20 protein-coding genes and 1 tRNA gene are annotated in these 21,358 nt (G+C 65.1%); 14 read left to right on the forward strand and 7 right to left on the reverse strand.

The features are described 5' to 3' along the window. Positions 1-425: 425 nt before the first annotated feature. Positions 426-1,745 (reverse strand): fumarylacetoacetase, encoded by a 1,320-nt coding sequence (gene fahA, locus U858_RS0122595; protein ID WP_025139432.1) that lies wholly within the window; start codon positions 1,743-1,745, stop codon positions 426-428. 116 nt (positions 1,746-1,861) lie between these two features. Continuing rightward, a complete protein-coding gene (gene hmgA, locus U858_RS0122600; RefSeq protein ID WP_025139433.1) occupies positions 1,862-3,160 on the reverse strand; it encodes a homogentisate 1,2-dioxygenase in 1,299 nt (432 codons plus the stop codon). A 165-nt stretch (positions 3,161-3,325) separates the two neighbouring features. Here hmgA and U858_RS0122605 point away from each other — a divergent pair, with 165 nt between their 5' ends. After that, on the forward strand, positions 3,326-4,243 hold the full coding sequence (locus U858_RS0122605; RefSeq protein WP_025139434.1) for a LysR family transcriptional regulator: 918 nt from the start codon (positions 3,326-3,328) through the stop codon (positions 4,241-4,243). Here the strand turns inward: U858_RS0122605 and U858_RS0122610 are convergent. From U858_RS0122610 to mutM, 4 genes are all read right to left on the reverse strand, one after another. Then, positions 4,209-4,427, reverse strand: coding sequence for a DUF2783 domain-containing protein (locus U858_RS0122610; protein ID WP_025139435.1), 219 nt, complete (start codon positions 4,425-4,427; stop codon positions 4,209-4,211). The two genes, U858_RS0122605 and U858_RS0122610, sit on opposite strands and share 35 nt — an antisense overlap. 16 nt (positions 4,428-4,443) lie before the next feature. Then, positions 4,444-6,123, reverse strand: coding sequence for an FAD-dependent oxidoreductase (locus tag U858_RS0122615; RefSeq protein ID WP_025139436.1), 1,680 nt, complete (start codon positions 6,121-6,123; stop codon positions 4,444-4,446). Between the two features lie 156 nt (positions 6,124-6,279). Beyond that, positions 6,280-7,233, reverse strand: coding sequence for an MBL fold metallo-hydrolase (locus tag U858_RS0122620; RefSeq protein ID WP_025139437.1), 954 nt, complete (start codon positions 7,231-7,233; stop codon positions 6,280-6,282). 293 nt (positions 7,234-7,526) lie between these two features. Then, entirely contained in the window at positions 7,527-8,354 is an 828-nt protein-coding gene (mutM, locus tag U858_RS0122625; protein ID WP_025139438.1) for a bifunctional DNA-formamidopyrimidine glycosylase/DNA-(apurinic or apyrimidinic site) lyase, read from the reverse strand. Between mutM and U858_RS0122630 the strand changes: the two genes are divergently transcribed. Together U858_RS0122630 and lolB are read left to right on the forward strand one after the other, a co-directional pair. Beyond that, positions 8,353-10,239 carry a lipopolysaccharide assembly protein LapB gene (locus tag U858_RS0122630; protein ID WP_025139439.1) on the forward strand — a complete coding sequence of 629 codons (1,887 nt, stop codon included), beginning with the start codon at positions 8,353-8,355 and terminating at the stop codon, positions 10,237-10,239. The two genes, mutM and U858_RS0122630, sit on opposite strands and share 2 nt — an antisense overlap. After that, entirely contained in the window at positions 10,236-10,838 is a 603-nt protein-coding gene (gene lolB, locus U858_RS0122635; protein WP_025139440.1) for a lipoprotein insertase outer membrane protein LolB, read from the forward strand. The genes U858_RS0122630 and lolB overlap by 4 nt, the downstream gene beginning before the upstream one ends. 85 nt (positions 10,839-10,923) lie before the next feature. Here lolB and U858_RS35990 read toward each other — a convergent pair whose 3' ends face one another. Next, positions 10,924-11,133: a hypothetical protein gene (locus U858_RS35990; protein ID WP_198529754.1), complete on the reverse strand. Its 210-nt coding sequence runs from the start codon at positions 11,131-11,133 to the stop codon at positions 10,924-10,926. Here U858_RS35990 and U858_RS0122640 point away from each other — a divergent pair. From U858_RS0122640 to U858_RS0122690, 11 genes are all read left to right on the forward strand, one after another. Further along, on the forward strand, positions 11,090-12,688 hold the full coding sequence (locus U858_RS0122640; RefSeq protein WP_025139441.1) for a methyl-accepting chemotaxis protein: 1,599 nt from the start codon (positions 11,090-11,092) through the stop codon (positions 12,686-12,688). The two genes, U858_RS35990 and U858_RS0122640, sit on opposite strands and share 44 nt — an antisense overlap. Before the next feature lie 59 nt (positions 12,689-12,747). Further along, positions 12,748-13,665, forward strand: coding sequence for a 4-(cytidine 5'-diphospho)-2-C-methyl-D-erythritol kinase (gene ispE, locus U858_RS0122645; RefSeq protein WP_025139442.1), 918 nt, complete (start codon positions 12,748-12,750; stop codon positions 13,663-13,665). A gap of 1 nt (position 13,666) precedes the next feature. After that, positions 13,667-13,743 (forward strand) — tRNA-Gln (locus U858_RS0122650). 132 nt (positions 13,744-13,875) lie between these two features. Further along, a complete protein-coding gene (locus U858_RS0122655; RefSeq protein WP_006227587.1) occupies positions 13,876-14,826 on the forward strand; it encodes a ribose-phosphate pyrophosphokinase in 951 nt (316 codons plus the stop codon). A 148-nt stretch (positions 14,827-14,974) separates the two neighbouring features. Next, complete coding sequence (locus U858_RS0122660; RefSeq protein WP_025139443.1) at positions 14,975-15,592, forward strand: 50S ribosomal protein L25/general stress protein Ctc; 618 nt, start codon at positions 14,975-14,977, stop codon at positions 15,590-15,592. A gap of 96 nt (positions 15,593-15,688) precedes the next feature. After that, complete coding sequence (gene pth / locus U858_RS0122665) at positions 15,689-16,285, forward strand: aminoacyl-tRNA hydrolase (RefSeq protein ID WP_025139444.1); 597 nt, start codon at positions 15,689-15,691, stop codon at positions 16,283-16,285. Next, positions 16,285-17,064, forward strand: coding sequence for a type II CAAX prenyl endopeptidase Rce1 family protein (locus U858_RS0122670; protein ID WP_025139445.1), 780 nt, complete (start codon positions 16,285-16,287; stop codon positions 17,062-17,064). Before pth ends, U858_RS0122670 begins: the two co-directional genes overlap by 1 nt. Positions 17,065-17,205: 141 nt before the next feature. Then, complete coding sequence (ychF, locus tag U858_RS0122675) at positions 17,206-18,297, forward strand: redox-regulated ATPase YchF (protein ID WP_025139446.1); 1,092 nt, start codon at positions 17,206-17,208, stop codon at positions 18,295-18,297. 193 nt (positions 18,298-18,490) lie between these two features. Beyond that, positions 18,491-19,702: a site-specific integrase gene (locus tag U858_RS0122680; RefSeq protein ID WP_042885406.1), complete on the forward strand. Its 1,212-nt coding sequence runs from the start codon at positions 18,491-18,493 to the stop codon at positions 19,700-19,702. A 274-nt stretch (positions 19,703-19,976) separates the two neighbouring features. After that, positions 19,977-20,297 carry a MarR family transcriptional regulator gene (locus U858_RS0122685; protein ID WP_025139448.1) on the forward strand — a complete coding sequence of 107 codons (321 nt, stop codon included), beginning with the start codon at positions 19,977-19,979 and terminating at the stop codon, positions 20,295-20,297. 26 nt (positions 20,298-20,323) lie between these two features. Further along, positions 20,324-21,316, forward strand: coding sequence for a restriction endonuclease (locus U858_RS0122690; protein WP_025139449.1), 993 nt, complete (start codon positions 20,324-20,326; stop codon positions 21,314-21,316). The last annotated feature ends 42 nt before the right edge of the window (positions 21,317-21,358 follow it).

The raw sequence follows: 21,358 nt of genomic DNA on the forward strand, positions 1-21,358 counted from the left end.
AGCATGCGCAAGCAGGCCCCCGCCGCGCCGCCCATCACCGCCCACCCCCAACGTGACGAGCCACCAGAAAACCAATCTCCAACAGCGCGAAGCGCCGTCGCAACACTTTCCAGCAACGCAATGCCAAACGTGGCCGCCCGCGCGGCCGCGGCTTGGCGACCCTGCAGATTCCATTCCCTGACCACAGGTCTAGCAGCGCAACGATTCGAGACGCGCGTAGCCCCTCGCGGTGGTGGCATGCGGGGCGGGCAACCTCGATGCGCCCGAGGGAATCTGAAGGAGGGACCGAAGGTCCGGACGAAGATGACGAAGGGGCAGTCCGGAGCGAAGGCTCCGGACCGCAATCGTGGGCGCCCGCCCCGCATGCCACCGCCGCGAGGGGCGACCTACGAAGCACAAACAAACGCCAGCAAGATCCAAATACCCTAAACCCGAGCCGGCAACACAGTCCCAGACGCTTCACCAAAGCCAATCCGAGGATATCCAGCCTTCACACACTCAGCCCGCATGATCACCTGATCCCCATCTTGCAGGAACGTCCGCTTCTCCCCCCAAGGCAGATCAAATGCAGTCTTCCCGCCATTGCTCAGTTCCAGCAGCGAACCCGCTTCCGCCGCCTGCGGACCCGACAGCGTCCCCGTACCCAGCATGTCGCCCGGTTGCAGGTTGCAGCCGTTCACGGTGTGGTGCGTGATCAGTTGGGCGATGTTCCAGTAGGCGTCGCGGAAATTGCTGCGCGAGAGTTTGGCCGGGGGCAGTTTTTCGGTGCGCGACTTTTCCGTTGTCAGCAGCACTTCCATCTGCACATCGTAGGCGCCCTTCGCGCGGTTTGCGTCCGAGGCCAGGTAGGGCATCGGTTGAGGTTCTGCGGGGCCGCGGTTCCATTGTGTGCGGAACGGTTCCAGCGCTTCCATCGTCACGATCCACGGCGAGATCGTCGAGGCGAAATTCTTCGACAGGAACGGGCCCAGCGGCTGGTATTCCCAGGCCTGGATGTCGCGAGCCGACCAGTCGTTCAGGATGCACAGGCCGAACACGTGCGCGTCGGCGTCCGCCAGCGTGATGCGCTCGCCTTGCGCGTTGCTCGTGCCCACGAAAATGCCCAGTTCCAGTTCATAGTCCAGGCGCGCGCACGGGCCGAACTGCGGGTTTTCGCCTTCGTTTGCCGGGCGCGTCTGGCCCACCGGGCGCGGGAACTTCTGGTCCACCCCGATGCTCGAGGCGCGGCCGTGGTAGCCGATCGGCACCCACTTGTAGTTCGGCAGCAGCGGATTGTCCGGGCGGAATTGCTTGCCCACCGCCGTGGCGTGGTGCACCGAAATATAGAAGTCCGTGTAGTCGCCGATGCGGGCCGGCGTCGTGTACTCGGCTTCTGCCTGTGCCACCAGCAACGGCTCCACCACCGTGCGCAGTGCCGCGCCTTCGCGCAGCGCGCGCGACAGTGCCAGGCGCAGCGCGCTCCAGTGGGTGTGGCCCAGCGCCATCAGCGCATTCAGGCCGTCGCCCTGGCAGGCGGCCAGCGCTTCGGAGGCGGCGCCTTCGAACGGTTGCTTGGCGGCCAGTGCCGCCAGGTCCACGATCTGGTCGCCGATCGCCACGCCGGGGCGGAAGGCCTCTTGCGAGCCCTTGCGGCGGAAAGCGGCGTACGGCAGGTTCTGTACCGGGAAATCGGACGTGCCCGTGTTCGCGCTGGCCACCCAGCTCTTGAGGGACGGGTCGTGGGTTTCGTTGATCGTCGTGGTCATGGCGTGTCTCGTTCAGTGTGTTTGTAAGGGGCCGGCAGGCGCCGGGAAAATCCAAAGCCAAACGGCGATGCGCTTGCGCGCATCGCCGTGGGCGGGCGTGAAATCGGTCTGTCCGGTCACGCCTTGCTGGGATCGAAGTGCTTCTTGATGTCCTGCCAGCACCGGTAATAGTCGCCCTGCAATTCTACCGACGCCAATGCCTGCGCGGTCGGGCGGATCACGCGGCGCGTCTCGAACATGAACGCCATCGTGTCGCGGATGTAGTGCGCCGTGCTGGTGTCGGCGTGCGACGCCTTCTCGAACGTTTCCGCATCCGGGCCGTGGCCGCTCATGCAGTTGTGCAGGCTGGCGCCGCCGGGGGCGAAACCTTCAGCCTTGGCGTCGTACACGCCCTGGATCAGGCCCATGAATTCGCTGGCCACGTTGCGGTGGAACCAGGGCGGACGGAACGTGTTTTCCATCGCCAGGATGCGCGGCGGGAAGATCGCGAAATCCATGTTCGCAGTGCCCGGGGTGTCGGACGGCGCAGTCAGCACCGTGAAGATCGACGGGTCCGGATGGTCGAAGCTGATCGAGCCGATCGTGTTGAAGTGGCGCAGGTCGTACTTGTACGGCGCGTGCGTGCCGTGCCAGGCCACCACGTCCAGCGGTGAATGGCCGATGGCGGCGCGCCAGAAGCCGCCCGTGAACTTGGCGATCAGTTCGAAATCGCCTTCCACGTCTTCATACCAGGCCACCGGCGTCTTGAAATCGCGGGCATTGGCCAGGCAGTTCGAGCCGATCGGGCCCAGTTCCGGCAAGCGCAGCGCGGCGCCGAAGTTCTCCAGCATGTAGCCGCGCGCCGTATCGTCCAGCAATTCCACGGCAAAGCGCACGCCGCGCGGGATCACGGCGATTTCCAGCGGCGCGAGGTCGATCAGGCCCAGTTCGGTGGCCAGGCGCAGGCGGCCTTGCTGCGGCACCAGCAGCAGCTCGCCGTCGGCGTTGTAGAAGTAGCGGCCCTTCATGCTGCGATTGGCCGCGTACAGGTGGATGCCGACGCCGCCCTGCTCGTCGGGGCCGCCATTGCCGCCCCAGGTCTTCACGCCTTCCAGGAAATCGGTGGGGGCGGTGGGGATGGGCAGCGGGCTCCAGCGCAGCTGGTTGGGCGTGACCGGGCCTTCGCCAAACGTGCTTTGCCAGCCTGCGGCGCCGCCGAACGGTTCAAACGGCTTGTGCTGGGCGCCGGGGCGGATGCGGTACAGCCACGAACGACGGTTCTCGCTGCGCGGCGCGGTGAAGGCGGTGCCGGACAGTTGCTCGGCGTACAGGCCGTAGGGACATTGCTGGGGCGAATTGCGGCCCAGCGGTAGCGCGCCGGGCAGGGCTTCGGTGGCACAGTCGTTGCCGAAGCCGGTCTGGTATTGCAGTTCCATGGAATCCTCCTGGGTGGCGCGCGGTGCGTGGCCGCGCGGTCTTGGTTCTGGGGCGACTGGCAGCGCTTGCCCGAGGCCGATTCGCCATTGTCGGAAAAAACCCCCGCTACGGCTACGGGAATGCAAAAATAGCGACTATAAATTTTGTGAATAGTAGGGGGCCACATGGCCGAGCTGCGCGACGTAGACCTGAACCTCTTGATCCTGTTCCAGCATCTGCTCGAAGACCGCAACCTGTCCGCCGTGGCGCGGCGGCTGGACTTGTCGCAGCCCGCCGTCAGCAATGCCTTGCGGCGGTTGCGGCTGGCCTTTGGCGACGAACTGTTCGTGCGCACCGCCCAGGGCATGTTGCCCACCCCGCGGGCGCAGCGCCTGGCTGGGCCGGTCAGCGAGGCGTTGGCGATGCTGACGCAGGCGTTGCAGGACCAGGACGCCTTTGACGCGTCCACCAGCACGCGGCGTTTTCGCGTGGCCATGACCGACGTCGGCGAGATTCACTTCATGCCGCGCCTGATGGAAGTGTGCGTGCAGGTGGCGCCGCAGGTGCGCATTGATTCGGTGCGGGTGCAAGGGCCGGACCTGCCGCGCGAAATGGAGGCGGGCCGCGTTGACCTGGCGATCGGCGCATTCGACGAGATGGGGGCGGGCACGCTGCAGCGCATGCTGTTCCGGCAGGGCTACGCCACGCTGTTTCGCCAGGCGCATCCCACGGCGCATGCCGGCATGGGGTTGAAGGCGTTTCGAGCCGAACGCCACCTGATCGTGTCGCGCGCCGCACCCTACGGCCAGGTGAACCAGTCCATGGAGCGCGCCGGCCTGGTGCTGGCCGAACACTTCAGCGTGCCGCATTTTTCGGCCGTGCCGTACATCGTCAGCGCGACCGACCTGCTGGCCACGGTGCCCGAAAAGCTGGCCGCCAGCGCCGCGCCGCCCTTTGGCCTGCGCATCATGACGCCGCCGGTGAAGGTACCGGCGCTGCAGACCAATATGTACTGGCAGCGCCGTTACGACCGCGACGGCGGCAACCAATGGCTGCGCGCCTTGATCGTCAATGCGTTTGCGGTGGGGTCGCCTGCGGCGTGACCGAGGCGCGCGCCTGCGCCAGGGCTTCGCGCAGCACGGCCATGTCGCCCAGGTGGTTGGCCAGCAGCAGGATCAGTGCGGCGTTCATTTCCTGGCTTTGCTCGTTGCTCAGGTCGCGGTGCGCGTCGATCAGCGCTTCATAGAAGTCGTCCGGCGCGGCCAGGTTGTTCTCGGTGATCAGCATGGATAGTCCTTCGGATTCAGGCGCGGCCGGTGGCGCGTTGGATGGCCGAGGCCACGGCGTCGGGCGCAAAGGCGCGCCAGCGCGCGCTGATGTGCTGGTCGGGGCGGATCAGGTAGGCGGTGCCGGGGCGGGCGTCGTAGCGCTGGGCCAGCAGGCCTTCGCTGTCGACCACCTGTGCCAGGTCGGCGGGCCACGCCGAGGTGTCGCAGTGGGCGCCAGCCACCAGCACCGGCGTGACCGGCACGGCCGCCAGGCGCAGCGCCTGCAGGGCTTGCAGCGTGTCGGGCGCAGGCGGTTGGTCGCCGCAGAACAGCGCCAGCGTGAAGCTGCCGCTCAGGCGCGACAGCCACCAGTCGATACCGCCCGGGCCCCGTACCGGGGCGTCCAGCGCCACGGCGCCCGGCCGCATGCGGCCGGCAAACGCGTCCGTGTCGGGCGTGTTCAGCGGCGAATCGGCGTAGGTGGCGGGCAAGGACAGTCGGCCGCTGTTGACCAGTGACCGCGCGAACGGGTGGTGGCGCGCCAGGTTCAGCACGGCATTGCGGAAGCTGCGGCTGATGTCGCTCTTGGGGGTGATGAAATCGGTGGCGCGCGACGAGTTCAGGATGTTCTCGTCGGCGGCATGCTCGCGCTCGGCCGCGTAGCTGTCCACCAGCGATTCGGGCGCCTGGCCGGCCAGCACCAGTTTCAGCTTCCAGGCCAGGTTTTCGGCATCCTGCACGCCGCTGTTGGCGCCGCGCGCGCCGAACGGCGATACGCGATGGGCCGAGTCGCCCGCGAACAGCACGCGGCCATGGCGGAACCTGTCCATGCGTTCACAGGCAAAGGTGTACACGCTGACCCATTCCAGCTCGAATTGCGCGTCGGGGCCGAGCAGGGCGCGGATGCGCGGCAGCACGTTCTCGGGCTTGACAGCTTCGACGGGGTCGGCGTTCCAGCCCAGCTGGAAGTCGATGCGCCAGACGTTGTCGGGCTGCATGTGCAGCAGCACCGACTGGTTGGGGTGAAAGGGCGGGTCGAACCAGAACCAGCGTTCGGCGGGAAAGTCGGCCTTCATCTTGACGTCGGCGATCAGGAAGCGGTCGCGGAAGATGCGGCCATGGCTTTCCTGGCCGATCAGCTTGCGCACCGGGGAACGCGCGCCGTCGCACGCCACCAGCCAGTCGGCCTGCAAGGTATAGGCGCCCTCGGGCGTGTCGATCGACAGCACCACGCCCGCGTCAGTCTGCTCGACGCCGACCACCTTGTTCTTCCAGCGCAGGTCGATATTGGGCTGCTGGCGCGCCTGTTCGTACAGGTAGCCTTCGGCGTAGTACTGCTGCAGGTTGATGAAGGCGGGGCGGCGATGGCCAGGTTCGGGCAAGAGGTCGAAACGCCAGACCTCCTGGTCGCGGAAGAACACCTTGCCCACGTTCCAGGACACGCCCTTGTCGGCCATGCGCTGGCCGACGCCCAGGCGATCCCAGATTTCCAGCGTGCGCTTGGAAAAGCAGATGGCGCGCGAGCCGGTGGACAGGCGGTAGTCGTCGTCCAGCACCACCACGCGCACGCCCTGGCTGGCCAGGTCCAGCGCCGTGGTCAGGCCGACCGGTCCGGCGCCCACCACCACCACCGGGTGGCGCGCGCGTGCCGCGGCCGCCTGGTCGGCGTGTTTTTCATAGGCGAACTCCATCGCCTGAAAGTCGATGTCTCCCACGGTTGTCTCCTGTGTGGGTCATTTTGTTTTTATGCTCGGCTGCGCCTTGCTGCCCGCGCCGGTTGCGGCGGGGGCGGACGAAGCCGGTTCCTGCTTGGCGTGAAACGGGTGAGGGCGGCCGCTTGTGTCGGCCTGCCCACCCCGTTCCGTTCGGGATCAGCCCTCCAGCTGGGCCCACATTTCCAGGTCGCGCTTGTCGGTCCAGATGCGCGGGTGGACGTGGCCGGAGGCTTCGTCATAGGCGCGCGACACGTCGAACGGCATGCAGTGGTCAAAGATGACCCAGTCGCTGTAGCGCGGCTTCATGAAGTCGTAGACCTCGCGGTAGATCGTCTTCAGGTCCTTGCCTTCGGCCACGCCGCGGTTCACGGCGCCGTACAGGTCGGTCAGGAACGCGCGGGTGCCGGCCAGGCCCTGGCGCACTTCCGTGGCGTTCTTCAGGGCCGGGCCGCGGCCGGGCACCATCTTTTCGGCTTCAAAGCCGGACAGCGCGTCCAGCGTCGTGGGCCAATCGCGGAAGTAGGCGTCGCCGCAGTAGGGCGTGGACTGGTATTCGACCAGGTCGCCGGCGAACAGGATCTTCTGTTCGGGCAGCCAGGCAATGGTGTCGCCCTTGGTGTGGCCACGGCCCACCTGCAGCAGCTTGACTTCCAGGTTGCCCAGGTTGACGGTCATTTCGCCCTTGAAGGTCATCGTGGGCCAGACCAGGCCGGGCGGAATCGATTCGGCGTTGCGGAACAGGCGCGGGAAACGGCCGATTTCGCTGGCCTTGTCCTGCTCGCCGCGTTCGGCGATGAGGTCGTAGGTGTCGCGGCTGGCCAGGATTTCCTGGGCGTTATAGGCCGACGCGCCGAACACGCGCACGGCGTGGTAGTGCGACAGCAGGATGTACTTGATGGGCTTGTCGGTGACTTCGCGGATGCGGCGGATGACGTCCTGCGCCATGACCGGGGTGGCCTGGGTGTCGATCACCATGACCGCCTCGTCGCCGATGATCACGCCCGTGTTGGGGTCGCCTTCGGCCGTGTAGGCATAGGCGTTGTCGGACAGTTTTTCAAACGAGACGACCTTGTCGGACAGGTCGGCGTGCGAGGCGAATTGCTTGCTCATGACTGGCTCCTTCCACTTTTATAGGAATAGGGTGTGTGGAAGGAATATAGCGTGGCATTAGTGCTTATGCAATACGTTTGCTATTGACTAATGGTCCGGTTTTTTCAGGGATTTCACCAGGGTCATGGCCCCAGCGCCCATGGCAAACCGGGCCGCAACGCGGCCCGCAGGGGAACATTCAGGGGGAACTTTCGGGTCGCTCAAGGCTCAGACCGCCTGGCCGAGGTTCAGGCCGAGGTTTCGAGCCTGGACCCGGGCCTAGTCTGGGCTGAGGCCCGGGTTCAGGCCCGGACTTAGGTCTTCTGGCACTTCGGGCAGTAATAGGTGGCGCGCTGGCCCTGGACGAAGCGCCGTATCGGGGTGCCGCAGACCTTGCAGGGCTGGCCTTCACGTTCGTAGACCGCGGCGTGGATCTCGAAATAGGCGCCCGGTTCGCCGCTGGCGCCGACGTAGTCGCGCAGTGTGCTGCCGCCCGAGGTCAGGGCGTCGGCCAGGGTGGCGCGCACCATGTCCGCCAGGCGGTCGCAGCGGGCGGCCGATAGTTTGTTGGCCGGCGTCTTGGGATTGATGCGGGCCCGGAACAGGCTTTCAGAGGCGTAGATATTGCCCACGCCCACGACCGCCATGCCGGCCAGCAGCACCTGCTTGACCGCGGCGCCGTGGCGTTTGAAGTGCTGGTGCAGCCAGGCGCCGTCAAAGCGCGGATCGAAGGGTTCGATGCCCAGCTTGGCCAGCAGCGGGTGGGTTTCGATGGGGCCGTCGGCGTCGGGGTGCCACAGCACCGCGCCAAACCGGCGGGGGTCGTGCAGGCGCAGGACCGCCTGGTCGAAGATCCATTCGACATGGTCGTGCTTGCGCAGGAATTCGCCCGGCGCCGTGCTGCGCAGCGAACCTGACATGCCCAGATGCACGATCTGGGTGCCGTGGTCAAAGCGCAGCAGCAGGTATTTGCCCCGGCGGCCGCATTCCAGCACCGTCCGGCCGCTCAGCAGGGCAGGCAGGTCGGACGGGATGGGCCAGCGCATCCGGGATTCATGGACGACCAGCCGCGAGAGGGTCCGGCCGGTGATGACGGCGTCGATTCCCCGACGCGTGGTTTCAACTTCAGGCAGTTCCGGCATGAGCCAGTGTAAGATCATCAATTGCGTGTACGAAGATTGTGCCATCAACCGGACGGGCCGCGTGAAGTCGTCTTTCAAACAAATGAATATCGGGTTTGCCACGCTGGCGCTCGCGTTGGCCGCCGTCTTGGCCCCTCAGGCCCAGGCCGCCGACAGCCGGACGCGCGACGCGACCGGCCCGCGCATGGCGCCCCAGAACCGCCAACCTGAAACCGAGGTCATCCGCCTGCGTCCGGGGCAATTGCCCTACGTGTCGCTGACGGCCGACATCTTCTATCGCGTCCTGGCGTCGGAAATCGCCGCCCAGCGCGGCATGTACGGCACGGCCGCCAACACCATGGTCGGCCTGGCCCGCGATACCGGCGATCCCCGCCTGGCGCGCCGTGGCCTGGAATTCCAGCTGGCCGGCGGCAACCTGCCGGGCGCGCTGGACGCCGCCCGCGTCTGGGCCCGCCTGTCGCCCAACGACCTGGAAGCCAGCTCCACCGAACTGGCGCTGGCCGCGGCCAACGGCCAGACCAAGGGGCTGTCGCAGGCGCTGCGCAACCGCATCGACGCCTCGCGCGACAAGCCGGCCGCCATCGGCCAGGCCCTGGCCGTGCTCAGCCGCCTGAACGATCGCCGCCTGGCGCTGCGCATCCTTGACGAATCCTTCAGCGACAGCGTGCGCAAGCTGCCCGCCGCGCACCTGGCGCTGGCCGACGTGGCGTCCGCGTCCGGCGACAACCAACGCGCCACCCAGGAAGCCCGCGCCGCGCTGGCCGCCGACCCCAAGTCCGAAGCCGCCGCCCAGCGCGTGCTCGAGTACGGCGCCAAGGTCGATCCCCAGCGCGCCCAGGCTGACGCCCGCGCCTATATCAGCCGCAATCCCAACGCCCGCAAGGTGCGCCTGATGCTGGCCGGCCAAATGGCCGACGCCGGCGATTACGCAGGCGCCCTGGCCGAATTGCAGGCCATGTCGCGCCGCTCGCCCGAAGACTTCGATCTGCTCTTCATGCAGGCCCAGCTGGCCTACAAGGCCGGCCAACTGCCGCAGGCCAAGGCTTTCCTGCAGCAGTACCTGGACGTCCAGAACCAGCGCCAGCGCGCCATCGTGCCGGGCGCCACCGACGCCGGCGCCGCCGCCGCCGATGCTCACGTGCTGCTGTCGCGCATCGCCGAAGACCAGGGCCAGTACGACGAAGCCATCGCCGAACTCGGCCGCATCGACGACCCGTCGCTGCGGTTCTCAGCCAGCATGCGCCAGGCCGTCCTGCGGGCCAAGTCCGGCCGCGTCGACGACGCCATCAAGATGGTCGATGCCGCCTCGCCGCAAGACGAAGAAGAACGCACGCTGGGCGTCTTGACCAAGGCTCAGATCCTGCGCGATGCCGACCGCATCGGCCAGGCGGTGTCCACGCTGGAAGCCGCCGATCAGGCGCTGCCCGACACCGTCGAGATCAAGTACGAACTGGCCATGCTGTACGAGCGCCAAGATCGCCTGGCCGACCTGGAACGCATGCTGCGCCAGGTCATCGCGCTGGACCCGGACCACGCCCACGCCTACAACGCGCTGGGCTACACGCTGGCCGACCACAACCAGCGCCTGCCCGAAGCGCTGGACCTCATCACCCAGGCGCTGGAACTCTCGCCCAACGATCCGTTCATCCTGGACAGCATGGGCTGGGTCAAATTCCGCATGGGCGACCAGGTCGCGGCCGCCGACTACCTGCGCCGCGCCTACAGCGTGCGTCCGGAAGCCGACATCGCCGCCCACCTGGCCGAAGTGCTCTGGACCCAGGGCAAGCGCGACCAGGCCACCGACCTGCTGCGCGCCGCTTTGCAGAAAGACCCCAAGAACAAGACCGTGCTTGATGTGATCAAGCGCCTGGGGGTCAGCCTGTGACGGCAGTGGCTCGGCGCCTGCATGATGGCGTGACGGCGTTGCGCTGGGCGCTGCTGGCCCTGCTGGCCTTCGTGCTGGCGGCTTGCACCACCACGCCCAAGCCCATCGAAGGCACGTCCGCCGATGCGTTTTCCCGCATCGGGCGCTTTGCCATCACCGTCAACGAAGAAGGCGGCAAGCAAAGCGCCGTGCAGGGCGGGTTCTCGTGGTCGGACGACGGCCGTCGTTACGTGCTTGACCTGACCAACCCGCTGGGTTCGACCGAAGCCCGCGTCGAAGGCCAGCCCGGCGCCGCCAGCCTGACCAAGGCCGACGGCACCCGCCTGGTGGCCGACAACCCCGATGCCCTGGCCGAAGACGCCCTGGGCAGCCGCATGCCGGTATCCGGCCTGCGCGACTGGCTGCGCGGCAAGCTGGCCGGGCAACCCGAAGCCTCCGACGTTTCCAACGACGAACTCGGCCGCCCCGTGGCGTTCGAGCAGGGCGGCTGGCGCGCCAACCTGTCGCGCTACGACACCCTTGGTCCCCGCATGCTGGTCCTGGAACGCCAGGAACCCGGCCGCCGCATCATGGTGCGGCTGGTCGTCAACCAGCCCTGATCCTGCCGTAATCCGCCTGGCCCGACGGCCGCGCCGCCCCGGTTTCAATCCTGGGGCGCCGCGGCCGTCGGCGTTAACACGCCCGTCATTTTTCAATCGGGCAAATAAACGCGGCAAAGTCCGTTGTGTTACGGCTTGAAATATCTTGTTTAGCCTGAATAATTCTCCCGAGACCCGCGCGCGCGATCAGCCCGCGCGGCTTGCAAGACCGGCGGCCGCGGATCGCGCCGCCGATTTTTTGGAGAATGCCTATGTTCAGGAACACACGAATCGCGACGATGCTTTTGGGGATCATTGCGGTCTTTTTCACTTTCCAGCTGCTTGTCGGCGGCATGGGCTTCATCGCCCTGCGCCAGACCAATCAGGACGTCGGCCAGCTCTATCGCCTTTCTTCGCAGCAGGTCAACGCCGTCAATTCGGCGGCGCTGTCGCTGGTGGCGGCTCGCACCGACCTCAGCCGCTACGCCACCCGGGTGGCACAGGGCAATGCCAGCGACACCACCGCACTGCGGCTGGCACGCCAGCGCATCGCCGCGGGCGATCGTGCGTTCCAGGGCTTCTCGGGCGGCCTGTCGGCCGATGAGCGGGCTGCCTCCAAGGATCTGATCGAGGCCTATGGCAACCTCAGCACCAACCTGCAGAACGTGGGCAAGGTGCTAGAGGCCGGCGACATGGACGCCTATTTCAAGCAAGGCACGCAGCAGGTGCAGGAACTGCTGGTGTCCGAGCGCGACGCCTTCATGCGCCGCGCCGAGGAAACCGGGCAGGGCGTGATGGACGAGATCTCGCTGTTCCACCGCGTGTTCACGTACCTGCTGGGCGGCATTCTGGCGCTGGGCCTGGCGATGGCCGTCGGTGCGCACGTGCTGATCCGCCGCATGATCGTGCGCCCGCTGCTGGAAGCCGGCGAGATCTTCCGCCGCATCGCGGAAGGCGACCTGACGCGCCGCGTGGCCGATCGCGGCCGCAATGAAATCGGCGCGTTGCTGAACGCGCTGCGCGCCATGCAGGACAGCCTGGTGCGCACGGTGTCCACCGTGCGCCGCGGCGTGGATGAAATCAACGTCGGTGCGCGTGAAATCTCGTCGGGCAACACCGACCTGTCCAGCCGTACCGAAGAGCAGGCTGCCTCGCTCGAGGAAACCGCCGCCAGCATGGAAGAGCTGGCGTCCACGGTGAAGCAGAACGCCGACACCGCGCGCGAAGCCAACCGCATGGTCGCCGCGTCGGCCGCGGTGGCGCAGCGCGGCGGCGATGCCGTGTCCAGCGTGGTGGAAACCATGCGCGCCATCTCGGGCAGCTCGACCCGCATTTCCGACATCGTGGGCGTGATCGACGGCATTGCGTTCCAGACCAACATCCTGGCGCTCAACGCGGCAGTGGAAGCCGCGCGTGCGGGCGAGCAGGGCAAGGGCTTTGCCGTGGTCGCCAGCGAAGTGCGCACGCTGGCCCAGCGCAGCGCCGCCGCCGCCAAGGAAATCAAGCAGCTCATCGAAGATTCGGCGCAGAAGGTCGGCGTCGGCTCCACGCAGGTGGAAACCGCCGGCGCCACGATGCGCGAGATCGTGGATTCCGTGCAGCGCGTGACCAGCCTGATGGGCGAGATTTCCGCGGCTTCGGAAGAGCAGGCCAGCGGCATCGACCAGGTCAATCGCGCCGTCACGCAAATGGATGGCGTGACGCAGCAGAACGCGGCCCTGGTCGAGCAGGCCGCCGCCGCGGCCGGCGCGCTGGAAGAACAGGCGCGCCAGCTGGCCAGCGCCGTGGCGGTGTTCAAGCTGCCGGAAGGTCAGGTCATCGAGGCGCCCGCCGAGCGTCTGGCCGGCCGCGCCGCGCCGCAGATCGCCTGATCGGCCGTGTGCCCGCGGATCGTTAAAATCGGCGCTTGCTCCCTTTTTTCCGATCCGCCGTGACTCTCTACGACGTTCCCGCGCCCGCCAAGCTGAACCTGTTCCTGCACGTGGTGGGCCGTCGCCCTGACGGCTACCACCTGCTGCAGACCGCGTTCCGCTTCATCGACCTGTGCGACACGCTGCATTTCGAGGTGCGTGCCGATGGCGTCATCAGCCGCGCCGCGGACCTGCCTGGCGTGTCCGAGGTCGACGACCTGACCCTGCGCGCGGCTCGCGCCCTGCAGCAAGCCACCGGCACGCGCCAGGGCGCGCAGATCGCGCTGGAAAAGCGTATTCCGCAAGGGGGCGGCCTGGGTGGCGGGTCCAGCGATGCGGCGACCGTGCTGATCGCGCTGAACCGGCTGTGGGGCACGGGCCTGACCCGGCGCCAGTTGATGGACCTGGCCTTGCCGCTGGGTGCCGATGTACCGGTATTCGTGTTTGGCCAATCGGCTTTTGCCGAGGGCGTGGGCGAAAAACTGACGCCGTTGGCGCTGCCGGATCGGGCGTATCTGGTGGCCCAGCCGGATGCGAGCGTACCGACTGTTGGAATTTTTTCCGCCCCCGATTTGACAAGAGATTCTTCTTACATCACAATAGCGGACTTTCTTGCTTCGCCTACTTTCTGCTTCGGCAGGAACGACTTGGAGCCGGTAGTCTTCCGTCTTTATCCTGAAGTTTTCAGGGCATGGCGGTGGCTTAGTGAACAGGATGCCCTGAAGTCTCGAGGAATCCCCGTTCGCATGTCGGGATCTGGCGCGTGTTTATACGCCGAGTTTTCCGAACTTCCGGAGGCCGTTTTGGCGAAAACGGAAATTACCGCTACAATGCGCGGCGCTGTTAAAACAAACAGCACAACGCATCCACGGTTCCGGTTAGTGCAGGCTTGTCCTGGGTTGACTGAGCATCCGTTGCGGAATTGGATTGCAAGATAGTTGGGGAGTCGCCAAGCTGGTTAAGGCACCGGATTTTGATTCCGGCATGCGAAGGTTCGAATCCTTCCTCCCCAGCCAACCGAATACATAAAAAAGCTGTTGAACACGCCTGTAAGACACTGGCCCGGGTTCAGCAGCTTTTTTATTTTCCGGTCCGCAGGTTCTCGCATCATCTCGTCAGTGTCTTAAACGACCATCGCATCATCCATCATGGCAAACGATAGCTTCATGATCTTCACGGGCACGGCCAACACTCGGCTGGCCGTGGACGTAGTCAACCACCTCGATATGTCCCTGGGCAAGATGACCGTCGGTCGCTTCTCAGACGGCGAGGTGATGGTCGAAATCAACGAGAACGTGCGTGGCAAGGACGTCTTCGTCCTGCAGCCCACCTGTGCGCCTACCAATGACAACCTGATGGAAATCATGGTCATGGTCGATGCCCTGCGCCGCGCGTCGGCGGGCCGCATCACCGCCGCGATTCCCTATTTCGGCTATGCCCGCCAGGATCGCCGCCCGCGCTCGGCGCGCGTGGCCATCTCGGCCAAGGTCGTGGCCAACATGCTGCAAGTGGCTGGCGTCGACCGCGTCCTGACGATGGACCTGCACGCCGACCAGATCCAGGGCTTTTTCGACATCCCCGTGGACAACATCTACGCCGGTCCGATCTTGCTGGGCGACATCTGGCGCCGCAATTTCTCGAACCTGGTCGTGGTGTCCCCGGACATCGGCGGCGTGGTCCGTGCCCGTGCACTGGCCAAGCAACTGGAAGCCGACCTGGCGATCATCGACAAGCGTCGTCCGCGCGCCAACGTGTCGGAAGTGATGAACATCATCGGTGAAGTCGACGGCCGTACCTGCATCATCATGGACGACATGGTCGACACCGCCGGCACGCTGTGCAAGGCGGCCCAGGCCCTGAAGGACCGCGGCGCCGGCGCCGTCTACGCCTACTGCACGCACCCCGTGCTGTCGGGCGGCGCCATCGACCGCATCGAAGCGTCGGAACTGGACGAGCTGGTCGTCACCGACACCATTCCGCTCTCCGAGCAAGGCCAGGCCAGCGGCAAGATCCGCCAGCTGTCGTGCGCCGCGCTGCTGGGCGAGACCATCCTGCGTATCTCGAACGCCGAATCGGTCAGCTCGCTGTTCGTCGACTGACGCCAGGCGTCGGTCGGGCGTTCAGCCCACCCCCGTTTTTTTGTGCCTTGCTGGTCGCGGCAAGGCACAAGCAACACGGCGCACCTGTTGTGCGCCGTGCTTTAACCGGCGAAGCCTCTTCGCTATTTTTTTGTTTTTGGAGTTTTCCATGAAATTCATCGCCACTGCGCGTAGCGTCCAGGGTTCGAGTGCGAGCCGCCGCCTGCGCCGCGCGGGCCGCGTTCCCGCCATTGTCTATGGTGGTACGGCTGCCCCTCTGAACATCGAACTCGACCACAACGAGATCTATCACGCGCTGCGCAAGGAAGAATTCCACGCATCGATCCTGCAAATGCAGCTCGAAGGCGCCGCTGAAGAACAAGTTCTGCTGCGTTCGGTTCAATGGCACGCCTACAAGCCGCAAGTCCTGCACGTGGACTTCCAGCGCGTGGACGCCAACCAAGCCCTGCGCACCAAGGTGCCGCTGCACTTCATCAACGCTGAAGTCTCGCCGGCCGTGAAGCTGTCGGGCGCCATCATCAGCCACGTGACGACCGAACTGGAAATCACCTGCCTGCCGGCCGCGCTGCCCCAGTTCATCGAAGTCGACCTGGCCAACATCCTGGCTGGCGCTTCGATCCACCTGGCCGACATCAAGCTGCCGATGGGCGTGACCTACGTGCCCCACGGCGCTGACGCCAACCCGCTGCTGGCTGCCGCTGTCGTCAAGGGCGGCGCTGCCGCTGACGACGCCGACGAAGCCGCTCCGGCTGCCCCGGCCGCCTAAGTCCTGCCGGAAAGCCTCGGCTTTCCTGCGGCTGGTGCCCGAAACCCTGCGTGTGCATTTGCATGCGCAGGGTTTTTTGGTTTAAACACCCCCATCATGTCTACTCCCATACGCCTCATCGTGGGATTGGGTAACCCCGGTCCTGACTACGAAACCACCCGGCACAACGCCGGCTTCTGGCTGGCCGACCACCTGGCGGACGATCTGCGCACTTCTTTTGCGCTCGAGAAATCCTTTTTCGGCATGGTCGCCAAAGCCCGCCTGGGGGCCGACAGCGTGCTGCTGCTCAAGCCCAACACCTATATGAACCGGTCCGGTCAGGCGGTGGGCGCGTTGGCGCGCTTCTACAAGCTCACGCCCGAGCACGTGCTGGTGCTGCATGACGAACTGGATCTGATGCCCGGCCAGGTCAAGCTCAAGCAGGGCGGCGGCCACGCCGGCCACAACGGCCTGAAGGACATTCAGGCTGCGCTGGGCAGCCCGAATTTCTGGCGCCTGCGCATCGGCATCGGCCATCCGCGCACGCTGAATCTCGCGCAGCAGGTGGCCGACTTCGTGCTGCATCCGCCGCGCCGCGAAGAGCAAAAGGAAATTGAAGCCGTGATCGACCGCTGCCGCGCCGTGGTGCCGGCCATGCTGGCCGGCGATTTCCCGCTGGCCACGCGCCAGCTGCACAGCGGCAACGACGCCTGATGAACGCCAGCTCCGGCACCGTGTCCGTCCGCAAACCGCGCTTTCGCACCGAGTTGGTGGATTTCTGGCGCTTCGTGCGCCGGCCGCATCCTGTGCGGCGCCTGCCCGGGCGCACCGCCGCGATCGGCTGGGTGTCGGACTGGTGGCCAGGCGTCGGCCCCGGACGCATCCTCGCCTGGGCGGGCGTGCTGTGGCTGATCAATCTGCTTGTCCTGGGGCCGCTGGCGGTCGCCGCGGCTGGGGCGGGCGGGGTGACGCATCGGCTGGACCCGGCCAACATTCCCTGGCTGACCGCCATCATCTGGGCGCCCCTGGTCGAGGAAATGTTGTTCCGCTACGGCTTGCGGCGCCCCAGGCAGGCGCTGTGGTTCTGCCCGGCGCTGCTGCCCGTGGTGCTGTACGGCCCGCGCATCTGGACCGGCCTGCTGCTGGCGGCCTTCGTGCTGCTGGCCTGTTGGGCGCTGCGCCCCAAGGCCGACCCGCTCAAAGGCTGGAACACCGCCTGGCGGCGGCATTACCTGAAGCATTTCGGCTGGGTGTTCCACCTGGTGGCGCTGACATTCGCCGCCGTGCACCTGACCAACTTCGTCTTCAAGGACACCCCCTACTGGCTGCTGCCGCTGCTGGTGCTGCCGCAGTGGGTGACCGGGCTGGTGCTGGGCTGGATTCGCGTCCGCCGCGGCATCGGCGCTGCGATCGCGCTGCACGCCACCTTCAATGCTGGCCCCATTTTGCTGATCTGGGCGGTGATGCGGTGGCTGCCCGCCGCGGCGCAGTAGCAAAGCCGCGGCGCCGGCCTGACTGCCTGCAAGACCTTCACGGGTCGCCGCCCCGCGCCGGCCGGGCGCCCGCCGTGCCATCACCCCTGGCGGGGTAAACTAGAACGTTAACGCTCAATACCGTACTTACACAGGATTCCCATGGCTCTGCAATGCGGCATCGTCGGCCTGCCCAACGTTGGCAAATCGACACTCTTCAATGCTCTGACCCGCGCCGGCATCGCCGCCGAGAACTACCCGTTCTGCACCATCGAGCCCAACGTGGGCGTCGTCGAGGTGCCGGATCCGCGCCTGCAGAAGCTGGCCGAGATCGTCAAGCCCGAGCGCATCCTGTCCGCCACGGTCGAATTCGTGGACATCGCCGGCCTGGTGGCCGGCGCCAGCAAGGGCGAAGGCCTGGGCAACCAGTTCCTCTCGCACATCCGTGAAACCGACGCCATCGTCAACGTGGTGCGCTGCTTCGAAGATCCCAACGTGATCCACGTGGCCGGCAAGGTCGACCCCATTGCCGACATCGAAGTCATCGAAACCGAGCTGGCCCTGGCCGACCTGCAGACCGCCGAAAAGGCCTTGCTGCGCCACCAGAAGACCGCCCGTTCCGGCGACAAGGAATCGCAACGCATCGTGGCCGTGCTGGAAAAGTGCGTGGCCCAGCTGAACGAAGCCAAGCCCATTCGTGCGCTGGACCTGACCACCGAAGAGCAGGCCGACATCGCCCAGCTGTGCTTCATCACCGCCAAGCGCGCGATGTACGTGGGCAACGTGGCCGACGACGGCTTCACCAACAACCCGCTGCTGGACCGCCTGACCGAATTCGCCGCTGCCCGCAACGCGCCCGTCGTGGCCATCTGCGCCGCGATCGAATCGGAAATCGTCGACCTGGACGATGCTGACCGCCAGGCCTTCCTGTCCGACATGGGCATGGAAGAACCGGGCCTGAACCGCCTGATCCGCGCCGCCTTCAAGCTGCTGGGCCTGCAAACGTACTTCACCGCCGGCGTGAAGGAAGTGCGCGCCTGGACCGTCGCCATCGGCGCCACCGCGCCGCAAGCCGCAGGCGTGATTCACACCGACTTCGAGCGCGGCTTCATTCGTGCGCAGACCATCGCGTATGAAGACTACATCGCCTACAAGGGCGAGCAGGGCGCCAAGGAAGCAGGGAAGATGCGGGCTGAAGGCAAGGAATACATTGTGCAGGATGGTGATGTGATGAATTTCTTGTTTAACGTCTGACGATTTTTTCTGATCTCAAGAGCGCTCAGTAGCGCTCGGAGGACTGGGTAAGTCTTTTTAAATCAAGGGCTTGTAAAAAATTCGGTCTGCTGAGCGTTCCTATTGTTCATCGAGTTCTGAAAAATTCGGGGGTAGCGTTGGGGGTACTCGTGTTCAACGGTGGGGGTACATCTCCCCGCAGTGGAGTCCAACGATGCCCGAGAATCTACTCACCGACCTCAAGGTCAGGTCGGCCAAATCGACTGATCGAGACTGGAAACTTTCAGACGGCGGGGGCCTGTTCCTGCTGGTCAAGCCCACCGGCGGCAAGCTCTGGCGGTGGAAGTATCGCCTGCAAGGCAAGGAAAACCTCTTTGCCATTGGCGGCTTTCCTCAAGTAAGTCTTGCGGAGGCGCGTGCTGCCCGCGAGAAAGCGCGTGCCCTGGTCAAGCAAGGTATCCACCCTGCGCATGAGCGGCAGCAGGTCAAGCAGCGCAACCTCGAAGCGCTGGAGGAACGCAAGCGCGCAAGGGAAAGCTCGTTCGCCAAGGTGGCGCAGGCGTATCTGGCCGAGATCAAGCCTGTCTTTGCGCTCAGTTCCTATCGCACGAAAGAATCCCGCATCAGGAAGTACCTGTCGCCCAAGTTCGATGGGATGCCGATGAGCGACATTGGCGTCAAACAGATTCGTCCGCTGCTGGAAGAGTGCAAGGGCCACGGCGCGTGGGCGGCCATACATGCCAAAGGTGATCTGTCGGCTATCTTCGAGTTTGCGGTGGTTCGGGGGCTGGTCGAGGCAAATCCAATTCCCAGCCTGCGTGGGCTGCTGCGCGTGCCGTTCAGCGAGAGCAAGGCGGCGATGACGCGAGAGCAAATCCAAAGGTTCTATCAGGAGTTGCGAGGCTACCGGGGCTATCCGGAAACCTCCTTGTGTCTGCGGTTGATTGCTCTGACGGCTTGCCGTCCTGGGGAAGCGGCGGATGCCGAGTGGGACGAGTTCGACTTTGAGGATGCGTTGTGGCGTCGGCCTGCGGCGAAGATGAAAGCGCGGCGTGACCATGTCAGCCCGTTGTCTTTGCAGGCCATTGCCGTGCTGAAGGATTTGCAGTGCATCACGGGCGGTGGACGCTATTTGTTCCCGCACCGGAGCGGCAAGGGCTTCACCACTCCCAATCGGCTCACCTACGCAATGCGTGACATGAATCTGGGGCGGGGTGCTACGCCACATTGCTGGCGGACGACCTTTTCGACCTGGGCCAATGAGAATGGATACCGGCCTGATGCGATTGAGCGCCAGCTTGCCCACGTGGAAAGCAACAAGGTGCGAGCGACGTACAACAAGGCGTTGTTGCTGGATCAGAGAAGGACGCTGTTGCAGGACTGGGCGGACTATCTGGGTGCGGCGGAGGGCAGCGGCACGGCATAGGGATGATTTGGCCAGGTGCTGCAGAGCGAGTGAACAAGGGGCGGCCTTTTCTTTTTCTGGGTAGGGCCGTTGTCCCTTGAGTGCCGTTCCCTTGCCATTTGCCTTTGCTGCGTGCGGAGCGTTGAAAATTGGGTAATCGCTTGAGAGTATTGGGGTAATTTTTGCTGAATTACCCCATTTCCTCATGGGGCGCGGCAAGTTTTCCTGGTTCGCCAAACAGTGCTTATCAGGGGCTGATATTATTGTAAGTTAACGTGTCTTTGGGCTTGTGAACATGAAACGCTGCATTGTCGGTGTTCGACAACCGGATAGTTCGCCTCCTCCGCAAGGAGGTGAGGTTCCCAGCATCTGGTTTCCATCCTTGGCGTCACTGGCAGCAGTGCTGTCGGACGACAACCGCCACCTGCTGCGCCTGATCAATGACAAACAACCCAAGTCCCTGACCGAACTGGCCGAACTCAGTGGCCGCAAAGTGCCGAACCTGTCGCGCACTCTGCGGATGATGTCGGATTACGGCCTGGTTTCGCTGCAGCGCAATGTTCGGGATGTTCAGCCGACCGCGCTGGCGACGGAGTTTCTGGTGGTGCTGGATTGATGCCTACGAATAAGAGAGGGAATGCAATGGCACGGATGTGGATGGTGCGAGGCGAAGGCGGAAGCTTGTACGATGCCTTTCGAGAGCGTGGTGTGGCGGCTGTAGGCTGGAACCAATTGGCAGCCCTCGCCAAACCCGGTGTTGGGCGCAAGCAGTTGATCGCCCTGTACCGATCCGCCGAGCCCCAGGCAAAACAAGGCACGGTGGTGTCGGGCGCATCCCAGGTCTGGCGCTTCGTCAACGACATCCAGGATGGTGATTGGATCGTCACCTATTCGCCAGCCAATCGCCTGTACTCGATCGGCAAAGTCACAGGGCCAGCCGAGCACCACCCTGAGTGGGCCGAGCAAGGTATACCGCTGGCGCGCAAGGTGCAATGGCAAAAGCAAGAGCTGCCGCGCGACAGCTTGGGCACCAGCACAAAGAACAGTCTGGGTTCGACCCTGACCCTCTTCGAGGTGCCGTCCAGCGCGGCAGCCGAAGTGCTGGCGGCGCTGAAGGGCAAACCGGCGCCGGCCGTGGAGGATGAAGCCGAGGAAGTCATCGCTGATCCGCTGGCCGATATCGAGTCCCAGGCGCTGGAGCGCATCAAGGATCGGGTCAACGAACTCGACTGGGACGACATGCAGCAGTTGGTCGCCGGCATCCTGCGCGCCATGGGCTACAAGACTCAGGTCTCGCCTCCCGGCTCGGATCGGGGCAAGGACATCGTTGCCTCGCCGGACGGCTTTGGCTTCGAACACCCGCGCATCGTCGTGGAGGTCAAGCACCGCAAAGGGCAGATGGGCAGTCAGGAAATCCGCAGCTTTCTCGGCGGCCGTCACAAGGATGATCGTGGTCTGTATGTCAGTACTGGCGGCTTCACCAAGGACGCCCAGTACGAAGCAGATCGAGCATCCATCCCGCTAGCCATGTGGACGCTGGACCATGTGGTGCGCGCCCTGATCGAGCACTACGACGCCACCGACACTGAAACCAAACGCATTGTGCCGTTGAAGCGGTTGTACTGGCCAGCTTGAGCTGGCCAGTACAACACTCCGCCAATGCCAGAACATGACCAG

The organism is Achromobacter sp. DH1f (assembly GCF_000633435.1).
Classification (GTDB): domain Bacteria; phylum Pseudomonadota; class Gammaproteobacteria; order Burkholderiales; family Burkholderiaceae_B; genus Achromobacter; species Achromobacter deleyi.

What these genes read in the sequence shown, in the direction of transcription:
- U858_RS0122610 (WP_025139435.1), bottom strand. Translation starts at nt 4,427, where the DNA reads ATGCTGATCACCGAGAACAACCTGGCCGCGCCGGACGACTTCTATGAA.
- U858_RS0122660 (WP_025139443.1), top strand. Translation starts at nt 14,975, where the DNA reads ATGAAATTCATCGCCACTGCGCGTAGCGTCCAGGGTTCGAGTGCGAGC.
- U858_RS0122685 (WP_025139448.1), top strand. Translation starts at nt 19,977, where the DNA reads ATGAAACGCTGCATTGTCGGTGTTCGACAACCGGATAGTTCGCCTCCT.
- mutM (WP_025139438.1), bottom strand. Translation starts at nt 8,354, where the DNA reads ATGCCGGAACTGCCTGAAGTTGAAACCACGCGTCGGGGAATCGACGCC.
- U858_RS0122680 (WP_042885406.1), top strand. Translation starts at nt 18,491, where the DNA reads ATGCCCGAGAATCTACTCACCGACCTCAAGGTCAGGTCGGCCAAATCG.
- hmgA (WP_025139433.1), bottom strand. Translation starts at nt 3,160, where the DNA reads ATGGAACTGCAATACCAGACCGGCTTCGGCAACGACTGTGCCACCGAA.
- U858_RS0122640 (WP_025139441.1), top strand. Translation starts at nt 11,090, where the DNA reads ATGTTCAGGAACACACGAATCGCGACGATGCTTTTGGGGATCATTGCG.
- U858_RS0122655 (WP_006227587.1), top strand. Translation starts at nt 13,876, where the DNA reads ATGGCAAACGATAGCTTCATGATCTTCACGGGCACGGCCAACACTCGG.
- fahA (WP_025139432.1), bottom strand. Translation starts at nt 1,745, where the DNA reads ATGACCACGACGATCAACGAAACCCACGACCCGTCCCTCAAGAGCTGG.
- U858_RS0122620 (WP_025139437.1), bottom strand. Translation starts at nt 7,233, where the DNA reads ATGAGCAAGCAATTCGCCTCGCACGCCGACCTGTCCGACAAGGTCGTC.
- U858_RS35990 (WP_198529754.1), bottom strand. Translation starts at nt 11,133, where the DNA reads ATGATCCCCAAAAGCATCGTCGCGATTCGTGTGTTCCTGAACATAGGC.
- U858_RS0122630 (WP_025139439.1), top strand. Translation starts at nt 8,353, where the DNA reads ATGAGCCAGTGTAAGATCATCAATTGCGTGTACGAAGATTGTGCCATC.
- pth (WP_025139444.1), top strand. Translation starts at nt 15,689, where the DNA reads ATGTCTACTCCCATACGCCTCATCGTGGGATTGGGTAACCCCGGTCCT.
- U858_RS0122670 (WP_025139445.1), top strand. Translation starts at nt 16,285, where the DNA reads ATGAACGCCAGCTCCGGCACCGTGTCCGTCCGCAAACCGCGCTTTCGC.
- ychF (WP_025139446.1), top strand. Translation starts at nt 17,206, where the DNA reads ATGGCTCTGCAATGCGGCATCGTCGGCCTGCCCAACGTTGGCAAATCG.
- U858_RS0122690 (WP_025139449.1), top strand. Translation starts at nt 20,324, where the DNA reads ATGGCACGGATGTGGATGGTGCGAGGCGAAGGCGGAAGCTTGTACGAT.
- U858_RS0122605 (WP_025139434.1), top strand. Translation starts at nt 3,326, where the DNA reads ATGGCCGAGCTGCGCGACGTAGACCTGAACCTCTTGATCCTGTTCCAG.